At 71.1% G+C, this 24,703-nt stretch carries 23 protein-coding genes and 3 tRNA genes; 12 read left to right on the forward strand and 14 right to left on the reverse strand.

What is annotated here, in order from left to right; translation table 11 throughout:
• Positions 1-62 precede the first annotated feature (62 nt).
• Positions 63-527 carry a redox-sensitive transcriptional activator SoxR gene (gene soxR, locus ABD437_RS22475; protein WP_344650877.1) on the reverse strand — a complete coding sequence of 155 codons (465 nt, stop codon included), beginning with the start codon at positions 525-527 and terminating at the stop codon, positions 63-65.
• Positions 528-604: 77 nt separating this feature from the next.
• Here soxR and ABD437_RS22480 point away from each other — a divergent pair, with 77 nt between their 5' ends.
• Together ABD437_RS22480 and ABD437_RS22485 are read left to right on the forward strand one after the other, a co-directional pair.
• Positions 605-1,294, forward strand: coding sequence for an SDR family NAD(P)-dependent oxidoreductase (locus tag ABD437_RS22480; RefSeq protein WP_344650878.1), 690 nt, complete (start codon positions 605-607; stop codon positions 1,292-1,294).
• Positions 1,291-2,322 (forward strand): S-adenosylmethionine:tRNA ribosyltransferase-isomerase, encoded by a 1,032-nt coding sequence (locus ABD437_RS22485; RefSeq protein WP_344650879.1) that lies wholly within the window; start codon positions 1,291-1,293, stop codon positions 2,320-2,322. The genes ABD437_RS22480 and ABD437_RS22485 overlap by 4 nt, the downstream gene beginning before the upstream one ends.
• Here the strand turns inward: ABD437_RS22485 and ABD437_RS22490 are convergent.
• Positions 2,308-4,173 (reverse strand): diguanylate cyclase domain-containing protein, encoded by a 1,866-nt coding sequence (locus ABD437_RS22490; RefSeq protein ID WP_344650880.1) that lies wholly within the window; start codon positions 4,171-4,173, stop codon positions 2,308-2,310. The genes ABD437_RS22485 and ABD437_RS22490 overlap by 15 nt on opposite strands.
• A 59-nt stretch (positions 4,174-4,232) precedes the next feature.
• Positions 4,233-5,330 (reverse strand): hypothetical protein, encoded by a 1,098-nt coding sequence (locus ABD437_RS22495; protein ID WP_344650881.1) that lies wholly within the window; start codon positions 5,328-5,330, stop codon positions 4,233-4,235.
• A gap of 140 nt (positions 5,331-5,470) precedes the next feature.
• Here ABD437_RS22495 and ABD437_RS22500 point away from each other — a divergent pair, with 140 nt between their 5' ends.
• Together ABD437_RS22500 and ABD437_RS22505 are read left to right on the forward strand one after the other, a co-directional pair.
• The gene (locus tag ABD437_RS22500; RefSeq protein ID WP_344650882.1) at positions 5,471-6,304 is read left to right on the forward strand and encodes a hypothetical protein; all 834 of its coding nucleotides are present in this window, start codon (positions 5,471-5,473) and stop codon (positions 6,302-6,304) included.
• Positions 6,305-6,658: 354 nt separating this feature from the next.
• Positions 6,659-7,891, forward strand: coding sequence for a hypothetical protein (locus ABD437_RS22505; protein ID WP_344650883.1), 1,233 nt, complete (start codon positions 6,659-6,661; stop codon positions 7,889-7,891).
• Between the two features lie 766 nt (positions 7,892-8,657).
• Here ABD437_RS22505 and ABD437_RS22510 read toward each other — a convergent pair.
• Both ABD437_RS22510 and ABD437_RS22515 read right to left on the reverse strand, forming a co-directional pair.
• Complete coding sequence (locus ABD437_RS22510; protein ID WP_344650884.1) at positions 8,658-8,981, reverse strand: DMT family transporter; 324 nt, start codon at positions 8,979-8,981, stop codon at positions 8,658-8,660.
• 3 nt (positions 8,982-8,984) lie between these two features.
• Positions 8,985-9,365, reverse strand: a complete 381-nt coding sequence (locus tag ABD437_RS22515; RefSeq protein ID WP_344650885.1) for a DMT family transporter — start codon at positions 9,363-9,365, stop codon at positions 8,985-8,987.
• A 107-nt stretch (positions 9,366-9,472) separates the two neighbouring features.
• Between ABD437_RS22515 and ABD437_RS22520 the strand changes: the two genes are divergently transcribed.
• Positions 9,473-10,243, forward strand: a complete 771-nt coding sequence (locus ABD437_RS22520; protein ID WP_344650886.1) for a hypothetical protein — start codon at positions 9,473-9,475, stop codon at positions 10,241-10,243.
• A 30-nt stretch (positions 10,244-10,273) separates the two neighbouring features.
• Here the strand turns inward: ABD437_RS22520 and ABD437_RS22525 are convergent.
• Positions 10,274-10,346, reverse strand: a tRNA-Lys gene (locus tag ABD437_RS22525).
• A gap of 169 nt (positions 10,347-10,515) precedes the next feature.
• On the opposite strand from ABD437_RS22525, the gene ABD437_RS22530 reads away from it, so the two are divergent.
• On the forward strand, positions 10,516-11,745 hold the full coding sequence (locus ABD437_RS22530) for a L,D-transpeptidase (protein ID WP_344650887.1): 1,230 nt from the start codon (positions 10,516-10,518) through the stop codon (positions 11,743-11,745).
• A 42-nt stretch (positions 11,746-11,787) separates the two neighbouring features.
• Here the strand turns inward: ABD437_RS22530 and ABD437_RS22535 are convergent.
• The 3 genes from ABD437_RS22535 to ABD437_RS22545 form a co-directional block, all read right to left on the reverse strand.
• Positions 11,788-11,863, reverse strand: a tRNA-His gene (locus tag ABD437_RS22535).
• 82 nt (positions 11,864-11,945) lie between these two features.
• A complete protein-coding gene (gene orn, locus ABD437_RS22540) occupies positions 11,946-12,548 on the reverse strand; it encodes an oligoribonuclease (protein WP_425558205.1) in 603 nt (200 codons plus the stop codon).
• Between the two features lie 46 nt (positions 12,549-12,594).
• Positions 12,595-13,221: a LysE family translocator gene (locus ABD437_RS22545; RefSeq protein ID WP_344650888.1), complete on the reverse strand. Its 627-nt coding sequence runs from the start codon at positions 13,219-13,221 to the stop codon at positions 12,595-12,597.
• Positions 13,222-13,261: 40 nt separating this feature from the next.
• Between ABD437_RS22545 and ABD437_RS22550 the strand changes: the two genes are divergently transcribed.
• The gene (locus ABD437_RS22550) at positions 13,262-15,037 is read left to right on the forward strand and encodes a glycoside hydrolase family 15 protein (protein ID WP_425558206.1); all 1,776 of its coding nucleotides are present in this window, start codon (positions 13,262-13,264) and stop codon (positions 15,035-15,037) included.
• Here ABD437_RS22550 and ABD437_RS22555 read toward each other — a convergent pair.
• Together ABD437_RS22555 and ABD437_RS22560 are read right to left on the reverse strand one after the other, a co-directional pair.
• Positions 15,034-15,441, reverse strand: coding sequence for a DUF2795 domain-containing protein (locus tag ABD437_RS22555; RefSeq protein ID WP_344650889.1), 408 nt, complete (start codon positions 15,439-15,441; stop codon positions 15,034-15,036). The two genes, ABD437_RS22550 and ABD437_RS22555, sit on opposite strands and share 4 nt — an antisense overlap.
• A gap of 29 nt (positions 15,442-15,470) precedes the next feature.
• On the reverse strand, positions 15,471-16,046 hold the full coding sequence (locus ABD437_RS22560; RefSeq protein ID WP_344650890.1) for a flavin reductase family protein: 576 nt from the start codon (positions 16,044-16,046) through the stop codon (positions 15,471-15,473).
• Positions 16,047-16,223: 177 nt separating this feature from the next.
• On the opposite strand from ABD437_RS22560, the gene ABD437_RS22565 reads away from it, so the two are divergent.
• The 4 genes from ABD437_RS22565 to ABD437_RS22580 all read left to right on the forward strand — a co-directional run bounded on the left by ABD437_RS22565 (position 16,224) and on the right by ABD437_RS22580 (position 20,801).
• Positions 16,224-17,186 (forward strand): sigma-70 family RNA polymerase sigma factor, encoded by a 963-nt coding sequence (locus tag ABD437_RS22565; RefSeq protein ID WP_344650891.1) that lies wholly within the window; start codon positions 16,224-16,226, stop codon positions 17,184-17,186.
• An 89-nt stretch (positions 17,187-17,275) separates the two neighbouring features.
• A complete protein-coding gene (locus tag ABD437_RS22570) occupies positions 17,276-17,524 on the forward strand; it encodes a DUF2630 family protein (protein WP_344650892.1) in 249 nt (82 codons plus the stop codon).
• A 105-nt stretch (positions 17,525-17,629) separates the two neighbouring features.
• A complete protein-coding gene (locus ABD437_RS22575; protein WP_344650893.1) occupies positions 17,630-18,655 on the forward strand; it encodes a glycerophosphodiester phosphodiesterase in 1,026 nt (341 codons plus the stop codon).
• A 112-nt stretch (positions 18,656-18,767) separates the two neighbouring features.
• Positions 18,768-20,801, forward strand: a complete 2,034-nt coding sequence (locus tag ABD437_RS22580) for a SpoIIE family protein phosphatase (protein WP_344650894.1) — start codon at positions 18,768-18,770, stop codon at positions 20,799-20,801.
• On the opposite strand, the gene ABD437_RS22585 is transcribed toward ABD437_RS22580, so the two are convergent.
• From ABD437_RS22585 to ABD437_RS22595, 3 genes are all read right to left on the reverse strand, one after another.
• Complete coding sequence (locus ABD437_RS22585) at positions 20,791-21,531, reverse strand: DUF429 domain-containing protein (RefSeq protein WP_344650895.1); 741 nt, start codon at positions 21,529-21,531, stop codon at positions 20,791-20,793. The genes ABD437_RS22580 and ABD437_RS22585 overlap by 11 nt on opposite strands.
• A gap of 98 nt (positions 21,532-21,629) precedes the next feature.
• Positions 21,630-21,702, reverse strand: a tRNA-Arg gene (locus ABD437_RS22590).
• Positions 21,703-22,348: 646 nt separating this feature from the next.
• Positions 22,349-23,779 carry a GGDEF domain-containing protein gene (locus ABD437_RS22595; RefSeq protein WP_344650896.1) on the reverse strand — a complete coding sequence of 477 codons (1,431 nt, stop codon included), beginning with the start codon at positions 23,777-23,779 and terminating at the stop codon, positions 22,349-22,351.
• 46 nt (positions 23,780-23,825) lie between these two features.
• Here ABD437_RS22595 and ABD437_RS22600 point away from each other — a divergent pair, with 46 nt between their 5' ends.
• A complete protein-coding gene (locus ABD437_RS22600) occupies positions 23,826-24,701 on the forward strand; it encodes a hypothetical protein (RefSeq protein ID WP_344650897.1) in 876 nt (291 codons plus the stop codon).
• Positions 24,702-24,703 lie beyond the last annotated feature (2 nt).

The raw sequence follows: 24,703 nt of genomic DNA on the forward strand, positions 1-24,703 counted from the left end.
GTGCGTCGTGGGCAGGAGGGGGAAGGGCGGCCCGGCAGACAGCCGGGCCGCCCTTCGCGTCGTCAGAGCTCCTCGCCGACCGGGTCGCGGAGCAGGCGGGGGAGGTAGACCGCGCCGGGGCCGGCGCCGGCCGCGCGGTCGCCGGGGTTGGAGAGCCGGCAGCGCTGCAGCGAGAGACATCCGCAGCCGATGCAGGAGTCGAGCCCGTCACGCAGGGCCATCAGCGCGGCGATCTGCTCGTCCAGACGCGAGCGCCAGCTGCGTGAGAGCCGCGTCCAGTCCTGGCGCGTGGGGGTGCGCCCGGCCGGCAGCGTCGCGAGCGCGTCGCGAATGTCCTCCAGGCTCAGCCCGACGTGGCGCGCGGCCCGGATGAACGCCAGCCGGCGCAGCACCGACCGGTGGTACCGGCGCTGGTTGCCGCTGGTGCGGGTGGCCTCGATCAGCCCCACCCGCTCGTAGTAACGCAGAGCCGATGGCGCGTGCCCACTGCGGTGCGAGACGTCGCCCATCGTGAGCAGATCGTTCATCCCGGCCTCCGAAGCTTGACCTGAAGTCAACTTCACTTTTTACCGTACCGGCACGCACCGTCGAACGGAGGATTCTCATGCCTGTCGGAGTGATCACCGGAGCGTCGCGCGGACTGGGCCGGGCTACGGCGCTCGCGCTCGCGTCCCGCGGTTGGGATCTCGTCGTGGACGCGCGGGAGGCGACCGCGCTCGACCGCGCGGTCGCGGAGTTCCGCAGCCGCGGTGGACCGGGGACGCAGGTGCTGGCGGTGCCCGGCGACGTCGGCGAACCGTCGCACCGCGCGACGCTGGCCCGCGTCGCCCGCACCCTCGGGCCGGTGGATCTGCTGGTCAACAACGCGAGCGCGCTCGGCCCGATGCCGCCGCTCGCGGACTATCCACTGCACCGGCTGGCGTCGGTGCTCGCGGTGAACGTGCTCGCGCCGCTCGGCCTGATCCAGCTGCTCGACGCCGTCGACACCGTGATCAACGTCAGCTCGGACGCCGCCGTCGAGGCCTACCCGAACTGGGGCGGCTACGGGGCCAGCAAGGCCGCGCTCGACCATCTGTCGGCCGTGCTCGCGGTGGAGCGGGCCGAGCTCCGGGTGTACGCGTTCGACCCGGGTGACATGCGGACCGCGATGCACCAGGAAGCGTTCCCCGGCGAGGACATCTCGGACCGGCCGGAGCCGGAGACGGTCGTGCCCGCGCTGCTCCGGCTGGTGGCCGAGCGGCCGCCGAGCGGGCGGTACCGGGCGTCCGACCTGCTGGCGGGGGTGACCGCGTGAAGCCACGCACGGTGTTCACGCTGCCCGCCGACGCCGACGCCCACGAACCACCGGAGGCGCGGGGATCGGCCCGGGACGAGGTCCGGCTGCTGGTCGCGGCGCCGTCCGGTCTGACGTCCACCCGGTTCGACCGGCTGCCCGCCTACCTCGAGCCGGGCGACCTGGTGGTCGTCAACACCTCGGCGACGCTCCCGGCCGCCATCGACGGCCACCGCCCCGACGGCACCGCGGTGGTGGTCCACTTCTCGGCGCCCCGCGGGGCCGGATGGGTCGTCGAACTGCGGATTCCGGACGGGACCGGGCCGGTGCTCGACGGGGTGAGCGGCGAGCGGATCGCGGTTCCGGGCGGAGCCGGCCTGACGCTGCGCGAACCGGCGGACCGGCGTGCGCACGGCGTGCGGCTCTGGGCCGCCGACGTCGCGCTCGAAGGACCGGTCGAGACCTGGCTGCACCGCCACGGCCGCCCGATCACCTACAGCTACCTGCGCGGACGCTGGCCGCTTCCGGACTACCAGCCGGTGTTCGCCCGCGAGCCGGGCAGCGCCGAGATGGCCAGCGCCGGCCGTCCGTTCACCGACCGCCTGGTCACCGACCTGGTCACCCGGGGCGTCGCGGTGGCGCCGGTGCTCCTGCACACCGGGGTGTCGTCGCCGGAGGTCGGCGAGGGCCCGCAGACCGAGCGGTTCCGTGTGCCGGCCGCCACCGCACGCCTGGTGCGCTCGACCCGCGCCGCCGGAGGGCGGGTGGTCGCGGTGGGAACCACCGTCACCAGGGCGTTGGAGAGCGCGGTCGACGAGACCGGGCGGGTCGGCGCGACCGAGGGCTGGACCGACCTGGTGATCGGCCCGGACCACCCGCCCCGAGTGGTGAACGGGCTGGTCACCGGCTGGCACGCACCCGAGGCGTCCCACCTGCTGCTCCTCGAGGCCGTCGCCGGACCGGCCCTGGTGCAGGCCGCGTACCGCGCCGCCGTCGCCGAGCGGTACCGCTGGCACGAGTTCGGCGACAGTTGCCTACTGCTCCCCTGAGTGCACCATCGGCTCGTCCGCCCGCCGGGCCCGCTTCACCCGGTACATGGCCTGGTCGGCGACGCTGAGCAGCGCCTCGGACCCCAGCGCCGTGCCCACCCCGACGCCGACGCTCGCCCCGACCGCGAGCTCGTCGCCGTCGGCCTCGATCGGCGCACGCAGGAGCGCGCGGAAGTGCTCCGCGACCGCCTCGGCCTCGGCCTCGGCCGTCTCCGGCAGCACGACCGCGAACTCGTCCCCGCCCAGGCGCGCCGGGGTGTCCCCGGGCCGTGCGCACTCACGCAGCCGCTCCGCCACCGCCACCAGCACGGCGTCGCCGGCCGGGTGCCCGTGCACGTCGTTGATGAGCTTGAAGTCGTCGAGGTCCACGAGCAGCAGCGCGCAGGGCCCGGCCGCGCCGGCCGCCAACCGCTCGTTGAACAGGGCCCGGTTCGGCAACCCGGTGAGCGGGTCGTGCGTGGCCTCGTGCTGCAGCCGGTCGCGGAAACGCCGGGCCTCGGTGACGTCCCTCGCGTTGCAGACGACCCCGCCGACACCGGCCACCTCCAGCAGGTTCGTGCTCGCGCCGTCCAGCCAGCGCCAACTGCCGTCGGCGTGCCGGTACCGCGCGGAGATCGTCATCGTGCCGCCCTGGCGGGCACGCAGCTTGCGGAACGCGGCGGCGGTGGCCTCCCGGTCGTCGGGGTGCAGCAGGTCGGTCAGGCGCAGGCCGACGGCCTCGTCGGGCGAGAGGCCGAGCACCTTCTTCACCGCCGGGCTGGTGAACGTCAGCACCCCCTCGGCGTCCACCACCAGCGTGATGTCGGTGGAGTGCTGGAGCAGCGACCGGTACCACCGCTCGTTCTCGCCCAGCGCCGCCAGGCTCTTGTCCAGACGCTGGATCAGGGCCTGGTTGTCGGCGAACGCGTCGATCTGCCGGATCGAGACCAGCACGCTGATCACCACCACGGCCAGCAGCACACCCCAGGCCTTCGGCCCGGCACTGGGCGGCAGCACGGCGACGAGCGTCCCGGCGGCGGCGATCGTCGCGACGTACGGCAGCTTGTTGTGCGAGCGCTGGATCTTCCGCCGGCGCGGGGGCAGGCCGGCCGCGAACTCGAGTTCCTGGATCCGGAAGCCGGTGCCGATCAGCATGGCCGCGAGCACCTGCAGCGCCTGGGCGGCACCGGCGTGTTCGTTCGTGCCGAGCGCGCTGCTCGCGAAGATCCCGAACCCCTGGGTGACCGTGGACGCGATGCACGGGAGCACGGCGACCCTGGTCATCGGCGCCGTGTCGGCGTAGAGCAGTTTCGTCGCGGCGAACGTGGCCACCAGCACCAGCCCGGCCGCGACCAGGCCCGACACCCGGTCGACCCCGGGTTGGGCGGCCAGCGCCCAGGCCAGCGCCGCGCCGCCGAGCAGGACGGTCGCGGCGTCCAGCCAGAACCGCAGCCGTTCCCGGACGGTGCGCACCGCCGTGGGGTAGAGCAGCACGCCCGCGACCGCCGCGGTCACACCCACCAGGAACGACACGGTCTGGATCGGGCCGGCGGTGGCGGCGTCCGGGCCCGCACGGGAGAACACGACGACGATCTGGCTGACGTCGCCGACCGCGAAGCACACCCCGGTGAACGTGATCGCGCGGTAGAACGGGCGCATCTGGCGGGGGAGGTCGGCTCGGCGGGCGATCCGGAACGCGAACACGGCCAGGCTCGTGTCCAGCACGAGCTGGGTGAGCCAGCTGACCCGGAGCTCATGGACCAGTTCGGCGCGGGCGGCGAGCAGCCAGCCGGCCACGACGAGCGCGCCGGCGACGTACACGAGCAGCACCGGATCGCGGAACAGCGCTCCTCGGAGCTCGAATCGCCTCACACCCGGCACATCTGTACATCGGTCGGACCGGCGTTCGGTTGACGCGAACGAGCGTCGGTTCAGTGCGCCCCGGGTACGTCCGCGGGCTCGCCCGCCGCCGCCGGGGAGGACTGGGCCGCGCGGCGGGCCTGGAGCAGCCACCACCAGCCGCTGAGCGCGGCGCCGAGGCTGAAGCCCAGCAGCGCGACGGTGAGGAGACGGGCGACGGGACCGGACCACGGCACCGCTGGGACAGCGTGTGCGAATGTCTCGTAATCCGGCAGCCCGCCCAGCAGCGCGAGGCACACCCCGGCGAACGCGAGCGCGAACGGCCCCGCCTCCGCACCCCGCACCGTGACCACCGCCGCCGCGAGCGCGGCCAACGACACCAGCAGGCCCACGCCCTGCCCGGTGAGCACCCCGGTGACCACACCGAACCCGGTGGAGCCCGCGACGATCGTGCGCCCCACCGCGTCGGCCAGCTCGGCCAGCGCGGCCACCGCGAGTGCGCCGGCGACGAGACGGCGCGCGGCCGGACGTCGTCCCCAGAAGTACGTGACCGCGAACAGCGCGGCCGCCGCCAGCGCGACCGCCGCCCACCACAGCGTCGGCGTCGGCGGTGGTTCGTAGTCGAGGGTGCCGCTGACCGTGGTGGGCCCACCGGCCACCACGAGCGCGACGGCCCAGGACGCGATGCGATGGGACGAGGACGGGTCGGCGGTGACGGCCGGCGGCGGGCTGGTGCTCATCCAGTGCGAACGATGGTCGTGCCAGCGCACGACCCGCTCCGAGCTGACCTTCTGCCACTCCGGCGCGGCCGCGGTGTCGACCCGGGCGCTGGCCGGCACCGGGCTCTTGCCGTCGGCGGTGGCGTTGATCCAGGTGGCGGGCGAGCGGGTGTTCGTCCAGAGACCGTCGGCCGAGATCCTCAGGTACGGCTCGCCGGAGTAACCCCGGACCTCGACGTCCCGGTCGGTGTTGCTGCGTAGTTCGAGGCGCGCGCCGTTCTCGATCACGCGCACCGTGACGTCGTCGGTGGACGGGGTGACCGCGGTGATCGCGGTGCGGTAGTCGGTCGCCTCGGGCTTCGCGTCGGCGCCGTGGGCCCGGGCCGGCGCGGCGGTGCCCAGGAGGAGCAGGACCACGACCGAGAGCAGGGTGACGACGGCGCGCGGCATGGCCCCAGCATATCCGCCCTGTTCAGCGGCCTCTTCCGCGATTTCCGGAAAGGCCGTGAACCACTCGCGCGGCATTTCCGTGTTGTTGGGCGTGGGCAAACTCCGAAGCTCATCCGGGTGCGCCGGACACAGGAGAAGCAATGCGAGGAAAAGGTCGGTCAGGTTGGGTTCTGGGCGTGGCGATCGGTGGAACCGCGCTCGCGCTGACCGGAGCGGCTTTGGTGGGTACGTCATCCGCCAGCGAGGAGGCGTCATCGGGTTCGTCGGCTAGCGTCGGCACGATCTCCTGCCCCGACGTCTCCGGTAAGCTGCCTGCTGTTCCGGCGTCGGCCAAGGCCGAAGTCGAGCGCAATCTGCAACTGTTGCAGACGCAGATCTCGGAGGCCCAGAACAGGCTCGAAAGCACCGTCGGTCAGGGCGGTAAGAACTTCGTTCAGAACGCGATCCTCGGCCCGTTGGCCGACAAGCGGAAAGCGACGATCGATCGGATCGAGATCTCGATCGGGCGCACCGCGGCCCGGCCGAACCTGGGCGCCGAGCAATTGTCGGTGTGCTCCGTGCAGAACGGTGGCGCCCCGACCGCCGATCCCGCGAACGAGGCTCCGCCGGCCGAAGCGCCCGAGGCGCCCGAGACGTCCGCACCGCCGGCAGACGGTGGGGACAACGGGGAGGATCCTGCTGGTCAGCAGATCTCCTGCCCGGATGTGGAAAGTCAGCTGCCGGCGATCCCGGCACAGGCACAGGCGGAGGTGGAACGCAATCTGGCGTTGCTCGATACGCAGATCAATGAAGCCGAAAACCGACTTGTCACGTCCGAAGGCGAAGGAGGCCCGAACTTCGTTCAGAACGCGATCCTCGGCCCGCTCGCGGACAAGCGAGTAGCCACCATCAACCGTATGCAAACCGCTATCGGCCGGAACGCGCCGCGTCCGAACCTGGACGTCGAATCGTTGTCGGTCTGTTCACTCGCCTGAATCTGGAAGTGCGGTTACGCGGTCTGTGGCGGTCCGCGTAATACCGAATCCCGGTCACCGGATTCAGGCTTTGCAGGGAGCACCGCTGGTCACCCCGCCGGCGGTGCTCCCTATTTTTGTGCCCATTTTCGTGGTTCTGACGACCCACGAACTGTTAATTTTTATCGCTGAACCCGCGGCGGAACAGCGGCGTTCTTCAGTCTCGTGGGCGCAAGAGGCCCTTCCGGGTGAATCTATAGGGAGAGCGGAATGCGAAAACGAGCAGGACGGTCGCGGTGGGCTATCGGCGCCGCTGTCGGAGGAACCGCGGTCGCACTGACCGCAGCGGCGATGGTCGGGGTTTCTTCGGCGAGTATGGATTCGAATGCGGATCCCGCGGCCGCCAGCGCCGGCAAGATCGTCTGTCCTGACGTCGCGAACCAGCTGACCGTGGTCCCGTCGGCCGCGCAGGCCGAAGTGGCTCAGAACGTCGTGCTGCTGGAGATGCAGATCTCCGAGGCGCAGACGCGACTCGAGTCGTCGAACGGTGAGGGTGGGGCGAACTTCGTCCAGAACGCGATCCTCGGGCCGCTGGCGGACAAGCGCACGGCGACGATCAACCGGATCGAGACGGCGATCGGTCGGCGGGCCGACAAGCCGGACCTGAACGCGGAGGAACTGGCCACGTGCGCGGTGGAGGCGGCGGACGCGGCCGAGGCCCCGTCGGCCGACCCCGCGAACGACCCGGCCGCGGAGGATTCGGCGGCGGGCGCGGAGGACTCAGCGGCGGGCGCGGAGGATGGCGCGGCGGCGGGGGAGAAGCACGGTAAGAAGGGCAAGCACGGCAAGGACAACGCCGCTGACGACGCTGCCGCTGCGGACGACGCGGCTGCGGCGGATGACGCGGCTGCGGCGGATGACGCGGCTGCGGCTGACGATGCTGCGGCGGCTGACGATGCTGCTGCCGCTGATGAGGCTGCTGCTGCGGATGATGCGGCTGCGGGCGATGGTGGCGCCATTCAGTGCGGGGCGACCGCGGACTACGTGGATGCGGCCGAGATCGATGCGGCCGACGTTCCGGACGAGGCCGCCGACGTCGTCGACGAGGGCCTCGAGGAGATCGCCGCGAAGGAAGCGGCGGCCGAGAAGGAACTCGCGAAGTCCAAGCGCGCCGGCCGGAAGTACGTCCAGGAGAACATCCTCAACCCGCTGGAGGTCCAGCGCGTGGGTGTGCTCGCCCGGATGGGTCTCGCCGTCGACAAGTACAACGACGCCGCGGTGAAGGAAGGCGCCGCTGCCGACCCGGCGGCTGCTGACCACGCTGCTGCGGCCGACGACGCTGCTGCGGCCGACGACGCCGCCGCTGCGGACGAGGCCGCTGCCGAGGACGCCGCTGCCGACGCTGCGGCCGACGACGCTGCGGCCGATGACGCTGCGGGTGACGACGCCGCCGCTGCCGACGCTGCGGCCGACGACGCTGCGGCCGATGACGCTGCGGGTGACGACGCCGCCGCTGACGACGCCGCGGCCGACGATGACGCTGCGAACCAGGCGCTCGAGGACGCGCTGGAGCTGATCATCGCCGCCGCCGGTTGCACCATTGCCTGAGTGAGATCGTGCTCCCCGGATCCCTGCCCGAGTCGGATGGGCAACGTCGGGTAGGGATTCCCGGAGCCGCCGGGGAGGCGATCGGAACGCGCGGTCTGTGGCGGCCCGCGCGTTACCGATCCCGGTAATCACTCAGGTCGCCTGGGGCGCACCGCCGGCCGGGGAAGCCGGCGGTGCGCCCCATTCCTTTGTGCACGTGAAGAAGCGGGGACGGAGTGTCTACTCCGTCCCCGCTTCTTCGTGGTGTGAGGCGCGACCCCGCCGGTTCCGGGCGGACGGGGCCGCGCGAATGAATAGTGGCCCGCCGGGACCCCCGGTTCTCATACCTGGCGGAGTAAGACTCACTCGCGGTGGCGTCTCGGGGATTCCCACCGTGTGCGTGGAGTCGCATGTGGATGAATCGCTCGGATGTTCCACCGTTCGGGTGGGATGGCCCGGCACCGTCGGACGGATCATCTCCTCGTGCCACGCAAACCGGATCCGTGGGGCTGCTGTGACGGCAGTTGCCCCCTACCGTCAACCCGGGCGTTGTTCCGAGCCGGTCCCACGCTGGGGCACCTGCACCTGGGGCGCCGGCAGGGTGGGCGGAGGGGTCCCTGCCTGCCGGCGGTCACCGCGGTGCGGTCAGCCCTTCACCGCGGCGGGTGGCTCCGCCCCGAGCGTGCCCCGGGGCTCCGAGCGCGCCACGGCTCCGGGTGTAGTCCGCTCTGAGTGCGTCACCGCTCTGAGTGCGTCACCGCCCAGGGTGTGGTCCGCTCGGAGCGCGTCAGGCGTGGCTGGCGCCGAGTTCCACCAGGAGTACCCCGGTGGCGATCAGCGCGATACCGCCGAGCATCACCTTCGTCAGCGGCTCCTCGAACAGCACCCTCGAGGCAACAGCGGCCAACGCCACCCCGCTCGCCGTCCAGATGCCGTAGCCGACACCGAGATGCAGCCCACGATCGAGCGCGAGCGAGAGCCCGACGAACGCGCCGACGTATCCGGCCACGACGGCGACGTACCAGACACCGCGGCCCACGGACGCCATGCGTAGCGCCAGCGTGCCCCCGAGTTCCAGCAGGATCGCGGCGGCCAGGAAGACGTACGCCATGCGTCAGCCTTCGCGCTCGGTGCGGGCGGCCGGGACCACGAGCCGGCCCTCACGCTCGGCCTGGGCGGCCTGGGAGCCGATCTCGACCAGCAGTACACCCGCGATGATCACCGCGATACCGAGCCCCATCAGCAGCGTGAGCGGCTCGTCGTAGATGACCGCGGAGAGCACCGCCGTGCAGACGACCCCGAGCGCGCCCCAGATGCCGTACGCGACCCCGAGCCCCATTCCGCGCTTCAGCACCGCGGCGAGGAGCACGAACGAGGCCACGTACCCGGTGGCGACCACCACGTAGAGCGCCGGCTGCTCGAGCGCACCTTTGAGAGCCATCGTGGCGGTGACCTCACTGGCGATGGCACCGCCGAGCAACAACCACTTGTTCATCGGACCTCGAGCGACACCACGCCGCCCAGGCGCGGCGAGGGCCTGTTCACCTGCGCAACCATACCCACCCTAGCGTCGGGTGAACGAGTTTCCACAGGTGAGGTGCGATGGCCGGACGAACGCGGTACAAGTCGGTGGACCTGAACCCGGTCGTGCTGCCGAGCCGGCTCTGGAGCCGTCCGCTGCCCGCCGACGCCTGGGAGGCACCGGCCTCCTGGGTCGATCGCCGGGACCCGGTGCGGGCCGACCACTTCGCGAAACGAGCCGCGGGCGTCTGCGAGCTCTACAGCGCGTGCCTGGCCCGCGCGACACCCGTGCCGGCCGAGCACGGCACGATCGCACTCCGAGCGGTGGACGAAGACGTCGAGCCGGGCTATTCGGTGCCGGCTCCCCGCACCGCCGACCTCGCGACGGCCCGGCTCGACCCGGCGCTGCTGGACCTGCCGCCGGCGGCCCGCCCGATCGCGTACCTGAACTGGCTCCAGCCCGTCCTGCTGGGCCTGGCCGCCGCACGAGGCGTCTCCCCGGCCGGTTTCGAGGAGGCGTTCGACGCGACGATGGCCGCCGGTTGCCTGATGACGTGGATCGGCCCCGGTCGAAGCACCCCCGACCGCCGCCACCGAGCCGTCCCCCACTACGCCATCGACGCCGAGGGCGACGCCTGGCTGCGTCTGGTGATCACCGACCGGTCCGGCACCGTGGTCGCCGAGGGCGGCCCCTGGGACAGCGACCTGAAGCCCTACCGCTGGCACCGCCACGCCAGAACCCTGACCTGGCTGACCCCGACCGAGGCCTCGATAGAAACGTTCCTGCCCGCCACGGCCAAAGCCTGGGGCGTGGACCAGCGTCACACGCTGCGGATGGCAGTGGGGCCGTAGGCCCCCGAACTGCGGAATGAAAAAGAAAAGTGCGCCAACAGGGACTTGAACCCCGAACCCGCTGATTAAGAGTCAGCTGCTCTGCCTATTGAGCTATTGGCGCTAGTCATCCCCGGACCGTTCGACCGCCCCGGTGACGAGAACCAACGATAGCAGCCCGCTTCCCCACGCTGAAATCGCCTCCAGCTGAACCGACCCCCTTGTTCACGCGTAGGGGTTGACAACGTCATGTACAGGTGATTCACAGTGTTGTGTAGGTATACGGCAGGCGAATGAGCGGGGTGACGATGCGGGCGGTCCGCACCTCTTGGCAGCACCGGGTGACGCGGGTCGGGGTTGCCGCCCTCGCGCTCGGGTTACTGGCGTCGTGCAGCAGCGGGCAGGAAGTGGCCACCGGCAAGTTCAGCCCGGCGGCGAACGCGGTGAAGAGCCCGGCGCCGTCGCCGACGACGCTGGCCCTCTCGAAGCCGGCCAACCAGGCCAAGAAGGTGCTCACCAGCTCGGTGCTCACCTTCGCCACCAACGGTGCCCTCGACACGGTCACGCTCGCCGGTCCGGACGGCAAGCCGGTCGCCGGCAACGTCGCGAGCGACAAGAAGTCCTGGGTACCGGCGCGGCAGCTGGCGTACAGCACGACGTACACCGTCACGGCCACGGCGTCCCAGAACGGCCAGCAGGCCACGACGAAGTCCACCTTCTCGACGATGGCCAAGCCGGGTTCGATCACCGGCGCGGACCTCTACGTCAGCGACGGCGACACGGTGGGCGTCGGCCTGCCGATCGTCGTCGAGTTCACGAACAACATCCCGAAGGCGCAGCGGGCCGCCGTCGAGAAGCGCTTGTTCGTCACCAGCACCCCGGCCGTCGAAGGGTCCTGGCACTGGTTCGGCCCCAGCGAGATCCACTACCGCCCGCGCGAGTACTGGCCCACCGGCACCAAGGTGAGCGTCCGGCTGGCGATCGGCGGGCTCCCGATGGGCAACGGCAACTACGGCAAGCGTGACCGGTTCGCCACGTTCACCGTGGGGCGCGCGATCACCAGCAAGGTCGTCAACAAAGACAAGACGATGTACGTCTACCGGGACGGCAAGCTGCTCCGGAAGTTCCCGATCAGCCTCGGCAAGCGGAGCACGCCGACGTCGTCCGGCAAGATGGTCGCGATGGAGAAGGCGTACGAGAAGACGTTCGACTCCGGCACGTTCGGCCTCCCGGCGGATTCGCCCGGCGGCTACCGCCAGAAGGTCTACTACGACGTCCGGTTCACCTGGCGCGGTGAGTTCGTGCACGCCGCTCCGTGGTCGACCGGTTCGCAGGGCAGCACCAACGTCTCGCACGGGTGTGTCAACGCGTCGACGGCCAACGCGAGCTGGTTCTACGAGCTGACGCTCAAGGGCGACCCGATCGAGATCGTCGGCACCGAGGCCCACGTCCAGAAGGGCAACGGCTGGACCGACTGGGAGATGACCTGGGAGCAGTACAAAGCCGGGAGCGCGATCAAGTAACACGGCAAAAGGGCCGGTCCGAATGGACCGGCCCTTTTGCGCTGGGGTGACTGATGGGATTTGAACCCACGACACCCGGGACCACAACCCGGTGCTCTGCCAACTGAGCTACAGCCACCATGCGCGCGGCGACTACCCGCGCGGCTCACCCATCATAGCGGTCCCGTGCGGACGCCTTCGACCTCGGGATCGGATGTACGTCACTTCAGGTCGGGCAGCGCCGCCGCGATGGCTCTGGCCTGCTCGACGTCCGGCCCGGGCGGGGGGACGAAGATCGCCTGCCGGTAGTACTGGAGCTCCCGGATGCTCTCTTTGATGTCGGCCAGCGCCCGGTGCGCGAGCCCTTTCGCCGGCTGCCCGAAGTACACCCGCGGGTACCAGCGCCGGCACAGCTCCTTGATCGAGGAGACGTCGACCATCCGGTAGTGCAGGTAGTTGTCGAGCGTCGGCATGTCACGCGCGAGGAAGCCCCGGTCGGTCGCGATCGAGTTCCCGCACAGCGGCGCCGACTTCGGGTCCTTCACGTGCTCGCGCACGTACGCGAGCACCATCTCCTCGGCCTCGGCCAGGGTCACTGTCGACTCGCGGACCTCGGTGGTCAGCCCCGACTTCGCGTGCATCTCGCGGACGACGTCGAGCATGCCGTCCAGCGTCGCGTCGGGCGCGTTGATCACCACGTCGACGCCGTCACCCAGGATGTTCAAGTCGGAATCGGTGACGAGCGCGGCCACTTCGATCAGGGCGTCGTGGCCCAGTTCCAGCCCGGTCATCTCGCAGTCGACCCACACCAAACGCTCAGTCACGAACGGCAGCCTATCCACCTCGCTGGTCAACCGTGTCGAGCGCTGCCTAACTATCCCGCACAGTCCGAAATGCGAGCAGGCCCCCGAAGGCCACCAGACCGGCGCCCGCGATCGAGTCCACGGCCTGCAGGAGCCGGGTGCCGACCCGCTGCCGGGCCAGGAACACCACGAAAGCCAGAACCGCGAACCAGCCGACGCTCCCCAGGCCGACGCCGGCGAGCAGCGCGGCCGCGGCCCCGGACGAGGACATCAGGGCCGCCGTCGACGCCGCCGCGAAGATCGACGCCCAGGACACGATCGTCAGCGGGTTCGACGCGGTGGCGAGCACGGACGTGCGCAGCGCCGCCGCGACCGAGGTGACTTCGTCCGCGGTCTCCAACCCCAGCCGCACCCGATGCGCGGTCCACAGCGTCCGGGCGCCCATCCACACCAGCACCACCGCCCCCACGAACCCCAGGGACCATCGCACCACGTCCGACCGGATCAGCTGGGCCACCCCGAGCATCCCCAGAAACGCGTAGGAGACGTCGATCAGCGCGGCGCCGAGCCCCACGGCCAGGCCGGGAGCCAGCCCGTACCGCAGCACGGTCCGCACGCACAACAGGGACACCGGCCCCACCTGGGCCGCGACGAACAGGCCGAGACCCAGTCCGGCCAGCGCAGCGGTGAACATGCCGTGATTCGAGCACGGTGGACCAACTAATTTTCTGGGCATGAGAAGCAACGTGACCGGGAGAATTGAGGACTACGCCGTCATCGGCGACCTGCACACCGCGGCGCTCGTCGGCCGCGACGGCTCGATCGACTGGCTCTGCCTGCCCCGCTTCGACTCCGCGGCCTGCTTCGCGAAACTGCTCGGCGACGAGGAGAACGGCCACTGGCAGATCTCCCCGGCCGGCGAGGCCACCTGCACCAGCCGCAAGTACCGCGACGACACCCTGATTCTGGAGACGATCTGGGAGACGCCGGAGGGCAAGGTCCGCGTCATCGACCTCATGCCGCCACGTGACGACGCGGTCGACGTCGTCCGGGTCGTCGAAGGGCTCGAAGGGCACGTCGCGATGCGCAGTGTCCTGCGGCTCCGGTTCGACTACGGGCAGATCGTGCCCTGGGTGCGTCACGTCAACGGCGAGTTCGCCGCGGTCGCCGGCCCGGACGCGGTCTGGCTGCGCAGCAGCGTGCCGCTGCACGGCGAGAACCTCTCCACGGTGGGGGAGTTCACGGTCAGCCCGGGGGAGTACGTCCCGTTCGTGCTCACCTGGCGCGAATCCTGGCAGGAGAACGACCGCGACGTCGACGCGATCGAGCAGGTGAACAACACCGAGGCATACTGGCGCGGGTGGGTGCAGCAGTGCCGCTACGAGGGGCGCTGGGCGGACGCGGTCAAGCGGTCGCTGATCACGCTCAAAGCGCTGACCTACGACCCGACCGGCGGCATCGTCGCGGCGGCCACCACGTCGCTCCCGGAGCAGATCGGCGGCCCCCGCAACTGGGACTACCGCTACTGCTGGCTGCGTGACGCGTCGTTCACGCTCCAGGCGCTGGTGTCCAACGGTTACGACCAGGAGGCGATCGCCTGGCGCGACTGGCTGCTGCGCGCGGTCGCCGGCGACCCCGCCGATCTGCAGATCATGTACTCGATCAAAGGCCGCCGCCGCATCGACGAGTGGCAGGTGCCCTGGCTGCGGGGGTACGAGGGGTCGGCGCCGGTGCGGATCGGGAACGCCGCGAGCGAGCAGTTGCAGCTGGACGTCATCGGTGAGGTCTTGGATTCTCTGCACTTCGCCCGTGAGTCCGGGATCAGTAGCAACGAAGACGCCTGGAGCCTGCAGAAACGGCTGATCCAGCACCTGGAGACGACGTGGCGGGAGCCGGACAACGGGCTCTGGGAGGTCCGCGGCGATCGGCAGCACTTCGTGCACTCGAAAGTGCTGTGCTGGGTGGCGTTCGACCGGATGGTGAAGGGCGCCGAGAAGTTCGGCCAGGACGGTGACGCCGATCGCTGGCGTTCGATCCGGGACACGATCCACGCCGAGGTGTGCGCACGCGGCTTCGACCGCACCCGGAACTCGTTCACGCAGTACTACGGCTCCACCGGCCTCGACGCCTCGCTGCTGCTCATCCCGCGCCTGGGCTTCCTGCCGCCCGACGACCCCCGGGTGATCGGCACTGTCGAGGCCGTCCAGCGCGAGCTGGTGGCCGACGGGTTCGTGCTGCGTTACCGCCCGCAGAAGGAGGCCGTCGACGGGCTACCGGGCGAAGAGGGAGCGTTCCTGGCCTGCAGTTTCTGGCTCGCCGACGCGCTCTACCTGATCGGGCGCAAGGACGAGGCGGTGGCGCTCGTCGACCGGCTGGTGGGCCTGGCCAGCGACACCGGTCTGCTGGCCGAGGAGTACGACCCGGTCGCCCGGCGCCACCTGGGCAACACGCCCCAGGCGTTCAGCCACGTGGCCCTGGTCAACTCGGCCGTACTCCTCGGCGGTGGTTAGAACCGCTGCTCTTCGTGGCCCAGACCCAGGGCTTGCGCGATCGCGCCCGCGTTCTCGTACTGCTCTTCGGCGGGGAGGTCACGCACGACCGTCACCAGGCGTGTCGGAGCGTTGTTCTCGACCAGCCGGTCGATGATCTGGTCGCGGTACGCCGGGTAGACGGCGCGGCCGAGGTACGACGCGAGTTCCGAGCGCTCGGCGACGCCCTCCGGCGTGAGCCCTTCGGGGATGCCACCGGTGAGGGTGGCGTCGGGCGCGAAGTCGGCCTCGGGCTGGTCCTCGCCGGGCGCTTCCGGGTCCAGCCACTCCTCGGCGCGTCCCGAGCGTCCCCCTTGAACGAGCCCGCGCGTCTCGCGGGCCATCGCCTCGTCCTGCCGTGGGCCGTGTTTGTCGCTGCGTTCCATGCGCCTGCAGTTACCCGACGGCCGGAGACTCAATCACGCCGAGTGAGCTGACGGTACGCGCGGTCGTACCGGACCAGCGGATCCTTGCCGCCGGTGGACGCGCTCACCACCGAGGCGGTCACCAGCAGGTGATCACCGACCTCTCGGTGGGAGTCCGTGACGCACTCGAGCGTGGCGCCGGCCCGGTCCAGCAGAAGCGCTCCGGTGAGCGCACCACGGTGGTGCTCCTCGGCCGCCAGCAGCAGACGCGCGCTGGGCCGCCCGGCGGCGGAGAAGCGCCCGGCCAGCGCGCCCTGCGACGCCCCGAGCACGGACAGCCCCCAATGCGCCCGCCGCTGCAGAACCTCGGCCAGGTAACCGGAAAGATCTACCGAGATCGCGACGATCGGCGGGAACAAAGAGACCGGCATGAACGCTGTCAGAGTGGCGGCGATGTCGTCGGCGGGGTCGTCGAAGTCCTCGTCGGGGTCAGCGTCGAAGGCGCCGGGCGGTGCCCCCTCCGGAGGTTTCCCGTCCCGGATGCTGAGCACCACGACACCGGTCGCGAACCGGCCAAGTGCAGATTTGACCTGGTCAGGCGTGATTTGGGGCGAGGCGTTCGTCACAGAGCCGTCCAGAAGCTCACCGGATCAGGTTACCCGGCCGATCCCGGGGGCAATCCCTGACGGATAGCCGCTGGGACGCGACGTTGCGCGGATCACCCAACAAAACCGGAATCTCCGTCGGGTGAACGCCGTTGAGGGTTACGTACGTGTGAGGCGCAAAGAGGGATTGGGGAGACGATGACGACGGACGTTGTGGAGCCGAGTACCAGGGTCGTCGAGTCGGACGACACCGCGGTGCCGGACCGCGACCTCGTCGGCACATACCTGCACGAGATCAGCCGCACCCCGCTGCTGAACGCCGAGCAGGAGGTGGAGCTGGCGAAGCAGGTCGAGGCCGGCCTCCTCGCCGAGCACTGGCTCGACGAAGGAACCTTCCCCGAATACATCACGCGTTCTGAGCTTACCCGGCTGGTCGCCGAAGGCCGCCGGGCGAAGGACGCCTTCATTCTGGCCAACCTCCGGCTGGTGGTTTCGATCGCGCGGCGCTACACCCGCTCCGCGATGCCGCTGCTGGACCTGGTGCAGGAGGGTAACTCCGGCCTGGTCCGCGCGGTGGAGAAGTTCGACTACCAGCGTGGATACAAGTTCTCCACGTACGCGACCTGGTGGATCCGGCAGGCGATCAGCCGGGCCATCGCGCAGCAGGCCCGGACGGTCCGACTTCCCGTCCACCTGGTGGAGGAGATCAACCGGATGCGTAACGTCCGGCGTGATCTGACCCGTGAGCTGGGGCGCGAGCCCGAGATCCCGGAGCTCGCCAAGTCGCTGGACATCGAGCCCAGCCGGGTCGAGGAGCTCATCCGCTGGGCCCGCGAGACCGTGTCGCTCGACACCCCGGTCGGCGAGGACGGCGAGACCTCGCTGTCCGACCTGGTGGCCGATGGTGACGAGCCGTCGCCGGAGGACGTCGTGATCGCGGCGATCCAGCGTGACGGGCTGGGTCAGATGATCGAGCGGCTCGACCCGCGGTCGGCGCGTATCGTCCGGGCCCGGTACGGGCTCGAGGACGGCAGGCAGCAGTCGCTCACCGAGATCGCCGGCACGCTCGGCCTCTCCCGCGAGCGGGTGCGCCAGCTGGAGAACGCCGCACTGCACCAGCTCCGCGAGCTCGCCGCGTCGGAAGGCGTGGTCGCCGCCTGAGCACCCCGAAGCCCCCGGCCGTACGGTCGGGGGCTTCGTCGTGTCCGGCGCGGGTACGGTCGGGGCCGACGCTTTCGAGGAGGAATCACGTGTCGTCGGAAAAGCAGATCATCGGGCGGGTCGACGAGCTGGTCGCCGAGGAGCACTCGCTGCGCCAGAAGCTGAGTGCCGGCGAGCTCACCGCGGCCGAGGAGCACGAGCGGCTCAAGCAGGTCGAGGAAGAGCTCGACCAGTGCTGGGACCTGCTGCGCCAGCGCCGGGCCCGGCGTGAGGCCGGACAGAACCCGGACGACGCGGCCGCACGCCCGGTCAGCGAGGTCGAAGGATACCTGCAGTAACGCTTCACGCCCTATTCAGTCTGGTTTCACCGGTAATCTGACTGGCTCCGCTGGGCTGCTCGAGGCGAGGCGACATTCCCCGTCGCCGCGCCTCGAGGAGGAGCCATGCGGAGTTTCCGGTTAGGTCTCGCCCTGACCCTGGCCACTACCTTCGTCGTCGCGATCCCGGCCACCGCCGTCGCCCGGCCCGCGGAGCACTCGGCGGTCGAGGTGATCGCGCACCGGGGCGCCAGCGGGTACCGGCCCGAGCACACGCTCGCGGCGTACCAACTCGCGATCGAGCAGGGCGCGGACTACGTCGAACCCGACCTGGTGATCACCAGGGACGGGGTGCTCGTGGCCCGGCACGAGAACGAGATCGGCGGCACCACCGACGTGGCCGCCCACCCCGAGTTCGCCGGCCGCCGGACCACCAAGACGATCGACGGCAAGGCCGTCACCGGCTGGTTCACCGAGGACTTCACGCTGCGTGAGCTGAAGACGCTCCGCGCGATCGAACGCCTCCCCGCCGTCCGCCCGGCCAACACCGCCTACGACGGCAAATTCGAGGTGCCGACGCTCCAGGAGGTCATCGACCTGGTGAAGCGGCAGCACCGCACGATCGGCATCTATCCCGAGACCAAGCACCCGACGTACTTCCGGTCGATCGGCAAGCCGCTCGAGGAGCCGCTGGTGCGGATCCTGAAGCGGACGCACCCGCGCAAGGTGATCATCCAGTCGTTCGAGACCGGCAACCTCCGTCGCCTCGACCGGCTGATCGACGTGCCGCTGGTCCAGCTCGTCGACGCCACCGGTGGCCCGTTCGGCGAACCACGCGGCTACGACGACCTGGTGACCCCCGCGGGCCTCGCGCGGATCGCCCGGTACGCGGACGGCGTCGGACTGAACACCGCCCGGGTGATCACCGCGGACGGAAAACCCACCACGGTCGTCGCCGACGCGCACCGCAGGGGTCTGATCGTCCACGTCTGGACCGTCCGGGCCGAGAACCAGTTCCTTCCGCCCGCGTTCCGCGACGGCACCGACCCGAACGCCCACGGTGACGTGAAGGGGTGGATCGAGCTGCTGCTGGCCCAGCGCATCGACGGTTTCTTCACCGACTTCCCCGACCTCGGTCGCGCTGCGGTCTGACCGGGGACGAGTGGGTGACGACCGCCTCACCAGGCGGATCGGGTGTGACGACCGCATACTGGGGATACCAGGTAGGACGTCACCCGCTCGACGGTCAGGAGAGAACGCGCCGATGGAATCCCCGGAGTCGGCGGGGCTTCCGGTGGAGCACTCCCGGGACATCCTGCTCGGTCGGCTGGAGCTCGCCCTCGACGCGTCCGGCATCGGCTCCTTCGACTGGCACCTCGCCACCGACGAACTGATCTGGGACGACCGGCTGTGCCGTCTGTTCGGCGTCGACCCGGACACGTTCGGCCGTCGCATCGCGTCCTTCTACGACGGGCTGCACCCGGCCGACCGGGACCGCGTCCGGTCGCTGATCGAGCACGCGATCGACGAGGTCGGCGAGTACCAGGCCGAGTACCGGGTGGTCCGCCCGGACGGCGAGACCCGCTGGGTGGAAGCCCGCGGCCGGGTCTTCGCCGACGCCGACGGCCACGCCGAGCGCCTGATCGGTGTCGCCGCCGACTTCACCGACCGCCACCGGACCTGGCAGCGCCAGCAGGACGCCGCCAGGGCCGAGTGGGAACGCGCCGCGCTGATCACCGCGGTGACCCGCGCGCTGGCCGAGGCGCTCACGCTCAAGGACGTCACCCAGGTCCTCACCGGGACGCTGCGCAACGCGATCGGGGCGTCCGCGCTCGGCGTCGTGCTGATGGAGGCCGACCGCCTGCGTGTGATCGACGCCGTCGGGTACGACCCGCTGGTGGTCGCGGACTTCGACGGCGTCACGCTGACCGACCCCCGCCCGCTCGCCGAGGCGGTACGCACCCGCGCGCCCCTCTTCGCCGGCGACGCCGACGAATTCGCCGCCCGCTGGCCGGGCGCGGCCGAGGTGGGCGGTTCGGCCTGGGCTTATCTGCCGATGATCGCCGGTGGCCGCCCGGTCGGCGGTTTCGCGGTGCGCTGGGACGAGCCACAGCCGTTCACGTCCGACGACCGGACGCTGCTCGTCGCGCTCGGCGGCCTGGCCGCGCAGTCGTTCGAGCGCGCCCGCCTCTACGACGCCGAGCACGAGCTCGCCGCCGGCCTGCAGCGCGTGATGCTGCCCCGCCGCACCGACGGCATCCGTGGCGTCTCCACCGCCTGCCGCTACCTGCCCAGCACCGACGGCCTGCAGGTCGGCGGCGACTGGTACGACGTGATCGCGCTGCCGTCCGGGCACATCGGGCTGGTGGTCGGCGACGTCGAGGGGCACACCGCGCACGCCGCGGCGGTGATGGGTCAGCTCCGGATCGGCGTCCGGGCGTACGCCGCCGAGGGACACCGTCCCGAGGAGGTGATGGCGCGCACCAACCGGCTCCTGGTCGACCTGGAGACCCGCCTGCTCGCGACGTGCTGTTACGTCACCCTCGACCCGGCCACCGGTGACGGCGTCGTCGTGCGGGCCGGGCATCCGCCGCCGCTCGTCGTCCGCGCGAACGGCGGGGTGGAGCTGGTCGAGGTGGCCGGCGGCCTGATCCTCGGGGTGCAGGACGCCGAGTACCGCCCGATGCCGGTCCACATCGGGCCGGGCGACGCGTTGGTGCTCGTCACGGACGGCCTGATCGAGTCACCGGGGCACACCATCGACGCCGGGCTCCGTGCGCTCGCGGAGCTGGCCGCGGCCGGGGCGGGAGAGAGCGCCGAGCACCTCGCCGATCGCATCGTCGCGCCGGTGGGGCCGGCCGGGCACCGCTTCGACGACGTCGCGGTGGTCGTCGCCCGGCGCGACCTGGGGGACGAGAGCCGCATCGACGAGGCGCGGCACGCGATCGCCCGCGGTGCGCAGGGCGCGATCGGCCGGTCCCGCGCGTTCGTCGCCAGGACGCTCACCAAGTGGGGCTTCGGCGAGACCGTCGTCGAGCAGGCGGTGCTGTGCGCCTCCGAGCTGGTCACGAACGCGATCCGGCACGGCGAAGGGCTGGTGGAGCTCGCGCTGATCCGCTACCCCGACCGCGTCCGCCTAGTGGTCGAGGACGACTCGCCGCGGCCGCCTCGGGTCGTCAAGGTGCCGGCGACCAGCACCGGCGGCCGCGGGCTCGACGTCGTGGCCCGTCTCTCGGTGGCCTGGGGCTCGGAGGCGCGCGGCACCGGCAAGATCGTGTGGGCCGAGTTCACGAAGTGACCGGGGCCAGCTCGTCGAGCGGGCCGGTGGGCAGGGCGATCCAGCCCTCTGTCGCCGCGGCCCCGGCGTCCTCCGGGGTCGGCGGGTAGGTGCGGCCCAGGGCGGCCGCGCGGGCCGTGAGACCGGCCAGGACGGCGTCCAGGGCGTGGTCGGAGGCTCGGCACAGGGGCTCGAACGGTCCCAGGTCCAGCCAGGGCGCCCGCGTCAGGAGTTCGTCGACCAGGGCGTGCCGGGCCGGGGCGTTCGCGGTGCCCTTGTAGCGGCGGTGCGGCAGGCCCCAGCACTTCAGCGAACCGGCCGGGTAGGCCTCGACCACGGCCCGGTCCACCCGGACCCCGTCCGCGGCGAGCCGCGCCAGGATCCCGGCGCAGCGCATCGCCGGGTGAGCGATGCGGTCGGCCGCGACGCTCAGCGGCACCAGGCCCAGGCGTTCACGCACCACCTCGTCGGTCCGGCGGTACGCGAGCCGTCGTCGCCAGGCCTTGTCGGTGTGCACCGGCGGCTCGAACGTTCCGGCCGACCAGGCGCCCAGGAACCGCACGAACTCCGTCGGCCAGCCCAGCGGGCAGTCGATGCCGGTTCGGGCGGCGTCGGGCACGGCGTCCACCAGGACGTCGTCGGTGATCGAGACCTGAACGTGACGCACCAGCGCGCCGGCGGGCGACCAGTCGATCGCGGCGAGCGCCGTGTTGGCGGCTTCCGCCGCCAGATCCACCCCGAGAGTCCGCACCGCACCACCGTACGGACGGCGGTGCGGGTGCAGCAGGGCTGCTACGGAGAGTGTTCGGATCGTGCCTTCTGCGCGCTAAGCTGTTCGCTCGGGCGCGGTGCCCTCGGCAGGACTCGAACCTGCGACCAAGTGCTTAGAAGGCACCTGCTCTATCCACTGAGCTACGAGGGCATGGCGCGGGAGCAGGATCAGTCGACGGCCCCCGCCGTGCCCCACCGGTCCCCGCTATCTCGGAGAGCAGAGTAACCCGCAGGTCAGAGCAGTGCTCGGGGATCTGGAGGGACACACCCGACGCGTCTCCTGCCATCCGCGTCAGTTGATACTGACGGACAGCCCGGGTCATGCTTGTCCATCAGGTTACTAACCCATTTGTCCCAGGCGACGATCCCCGCGCTTTTTGACACGTGACTACTGTCAGTGTGCGGAAGCGTTGATAACGGTGATGGTCAGGATCCAGGCCAGCATGAGGACGGCGGCGAACGGAACAGTGACCTTGCTCATGGGGAACCCCCTGCGCGGATCGAGAACGAACGATGGCTCGTCGACCCGGCACTGCGCACTGCGGCACTGACGTTCGAAGTCAGGGAGGGAAGTCAACACCTCAGCCGCGGATCGCGTGCCGGGTGGAACTACTGGAGGGATCGTTCGATGACACGACGACCACCTCCTCGACCTCGGCGTTTGACCCGCGGCGAAGGCTACACGCTTTGCCCTCGGAGCGCACATCGGTGCTGGTCAGTAGCGTGTGACCGGCGCTACGAAGTCCTTTGTGGATAGTACGAGTGACCCCTCGGCCGGATGGGGGAACCACCCGTGGTCAGCGGGTGACGAGACCGGCGGGCGTCGCGACCCGGTTCCGGCCCGCTTCCTTGCTGGTGTAGAGAAGTCTGTCGGCCAGCAGGACCAGATCCGACGACGTGCTGACGTTCGTCGGCAGCGTCGCGACACCCACCGAGACCGTGGTGGTGATCGACGTGTCGGCCGAGACCGGGATCGGGGTGGCCTCCACCGCGGCCCGGATCCGCTCGGCGATCATCGACGCGTCGACCGGGGAGGCGCCGGGCAGCAGCACCGCGAACTCCTCGCCGCCGTAGCGGGCCACCACGTCGCCGGTACGGACACAGTTGCGGAGCCGTTCGGCGATCTCCACCAGCACCAGGTCGCCGATGCTGTGGCCGTACCGGTCGTTGATCCGCTTGAAGTGGTCGACGTCGAGCAGCAGGAGCGCGACCGGCCGGGTGTCCCGCTCCGCTCGGCCCACCTCGGTCTCGAGCGTCTCGTCGAAGAAGCGGCGGGTGCGTAGCCGGGTGAGCCCGTCGGTGATCGCCAACTGCCGCTGGATGTCCACCTGGTGCCCGAGCCGGGCCACGACCAGCAGGAACAGCGCCGCACAGATGGTGGCGACGAGGTAGACGTGCAGCGGGGCGTCGCGGATGTGCTGAACGACGAGCGTGGCCGGCGCCAGGACGGACGCCGCCGCGAGCAGAGCCAGCCGGTGGCTGCTGACCAGCGGGGGAGCGGCCGGCGCCTGGACGTCGACGGTACGCATCGACGGGTGGAGCGCGGCCGCGGCCAGCAGCGTGGAGGACGCGATCCAGATCAGGTCGAGCCAGCCGCCCGCCTGGTAGGTGCCCGCGTTGACCTGGAGCGCGTAGACGGCGTCGGCCGTGAACAGCGCGGCCAGGTAGCCGGCGAGCAGGCGCAGAGCGACCGGCCGGTCACCCGCGCCGAGCAGGAGCCGGGCGGCGACGACCAGCATCAGCAGGTCGCTCGCCGGGTAGCTCGCGGCGACCACGGACCCGGCGAGCGTCGTGCCCGAAGCGGCCGCCGGTGTGATCAGGAACACCCACGACAGCAGCGCCGCGGAGGCGGTCACGATCGCCGCGTCGACGATGCTCGGGACGTCCCAGCCGGGGGTGCGTGAGCGCACGAGCAGGAGCAGCCCGGCCGCGGAGAGCGGATACTGCGCCAGGTAGAACGCGTCGGCGACGCTGGGGAACGGGAGCGGGGCCACCAGCGCCGGCCAGCCGAAGAAGATGGCGTCCGCGATCGTCGCGGCGGCCTGACCGGCGCCGAGCAGCCACCAGCCGAGGCGGACGCGTGGCCGGTGGAGGCGCACGGCGACGAAGACCGTCACTGCCGCTACCGCGCTCACGCCGGTGTACAGGGCGGCGTGGACCACGTCGGGCAGGGCGAACGCGTAGACGCCGATGACGGCGGCGCCGACGAGAAGCGCGATGACCCACATGCTCTATTCGTCGGCGGGCGTGGCCCCGGGTGGCATTGTTCTTGGCGTGTCTTTGGATGACATCGCCGACGAGTTGTACGCGCTCGACCCCGGTTCGTTCACGGCCGCTCGGCTCGCCCGGGAGAAGGAGGCGAGGGCGGCCGGCGACCGTGACCTCGCGGCGCAGATCAAAGCCCTGCGGAAGCCGTCGATGTCGGCCTGGCTGACCAACCAGCTGGTGCGTGAGCGGCGGGAGCAGATCGAGCCGCTGCTGGCTCTGGGGGAGCAGCTGCGTGAGCTGCAGGCGTCGGTGAGCGCCGAGCAGTTGCGCGCGTTGACCCAGCAGCGGCACCGGTTGGTGTACGCGGTGGCCCAGGAGGCGCGGGCGCTCGGGCACGAGCGCGGCCAGCAGATCACCGACGCGGTCGCGCGGGAGCTGGAGCAGACGCTGCACGCGGCGTTGGGGGACCCGGCCGCGGCCGAGGCGGTACGCAGCGGGCGGCTGGTCAGCGGGTTGCAGTACGCGGGGTTCGGCCCGGTGGGGCCGGCCGCTCCGGCGGGTTCGGCCGCCCGGGCGCAGAAGCCGGCTCCCAAGGACGACCTCGCCGAGAAACGCAAGGAGCGCGCCGAGCAGCTGCAGAAGGCGCGGGCCGAGGCGCAGGAGGTGCTCGACCGGGCCCGCGCCTCACTCGTGGACGCGGAGGCGTCCCGGGACGAGGCCGCCTCCGCCGCGGCGGAGGCCGAGGAACGGTTCACCGAGGCCCGTGACCGCGTGGATCAGCTCAAGCTCGACCTGGACGACGCCGAGGAGGCCGCGAACGCGGCCGACCACGAGCTGAAGGCCGCGCGCCGGACCGCCGAGCACGCCCGGAAGGCGGCACAGCTGGCCGCCCAGCGCGTCACCGGCGCCGAACATCGCCTGGGCCAGCTGGGGGAGTCCTAGGT

Origin of the sequence: Cryptosporangium japonicum (assembly GCF_039524755.1) — a bacterium.
Lineage (GTDB): Bacteria > Actinomycetota > Actinomycetes > Mycobacteriales > Cryptosporangiaceae > Cryptosporangium > Cryptosporangium japonicum.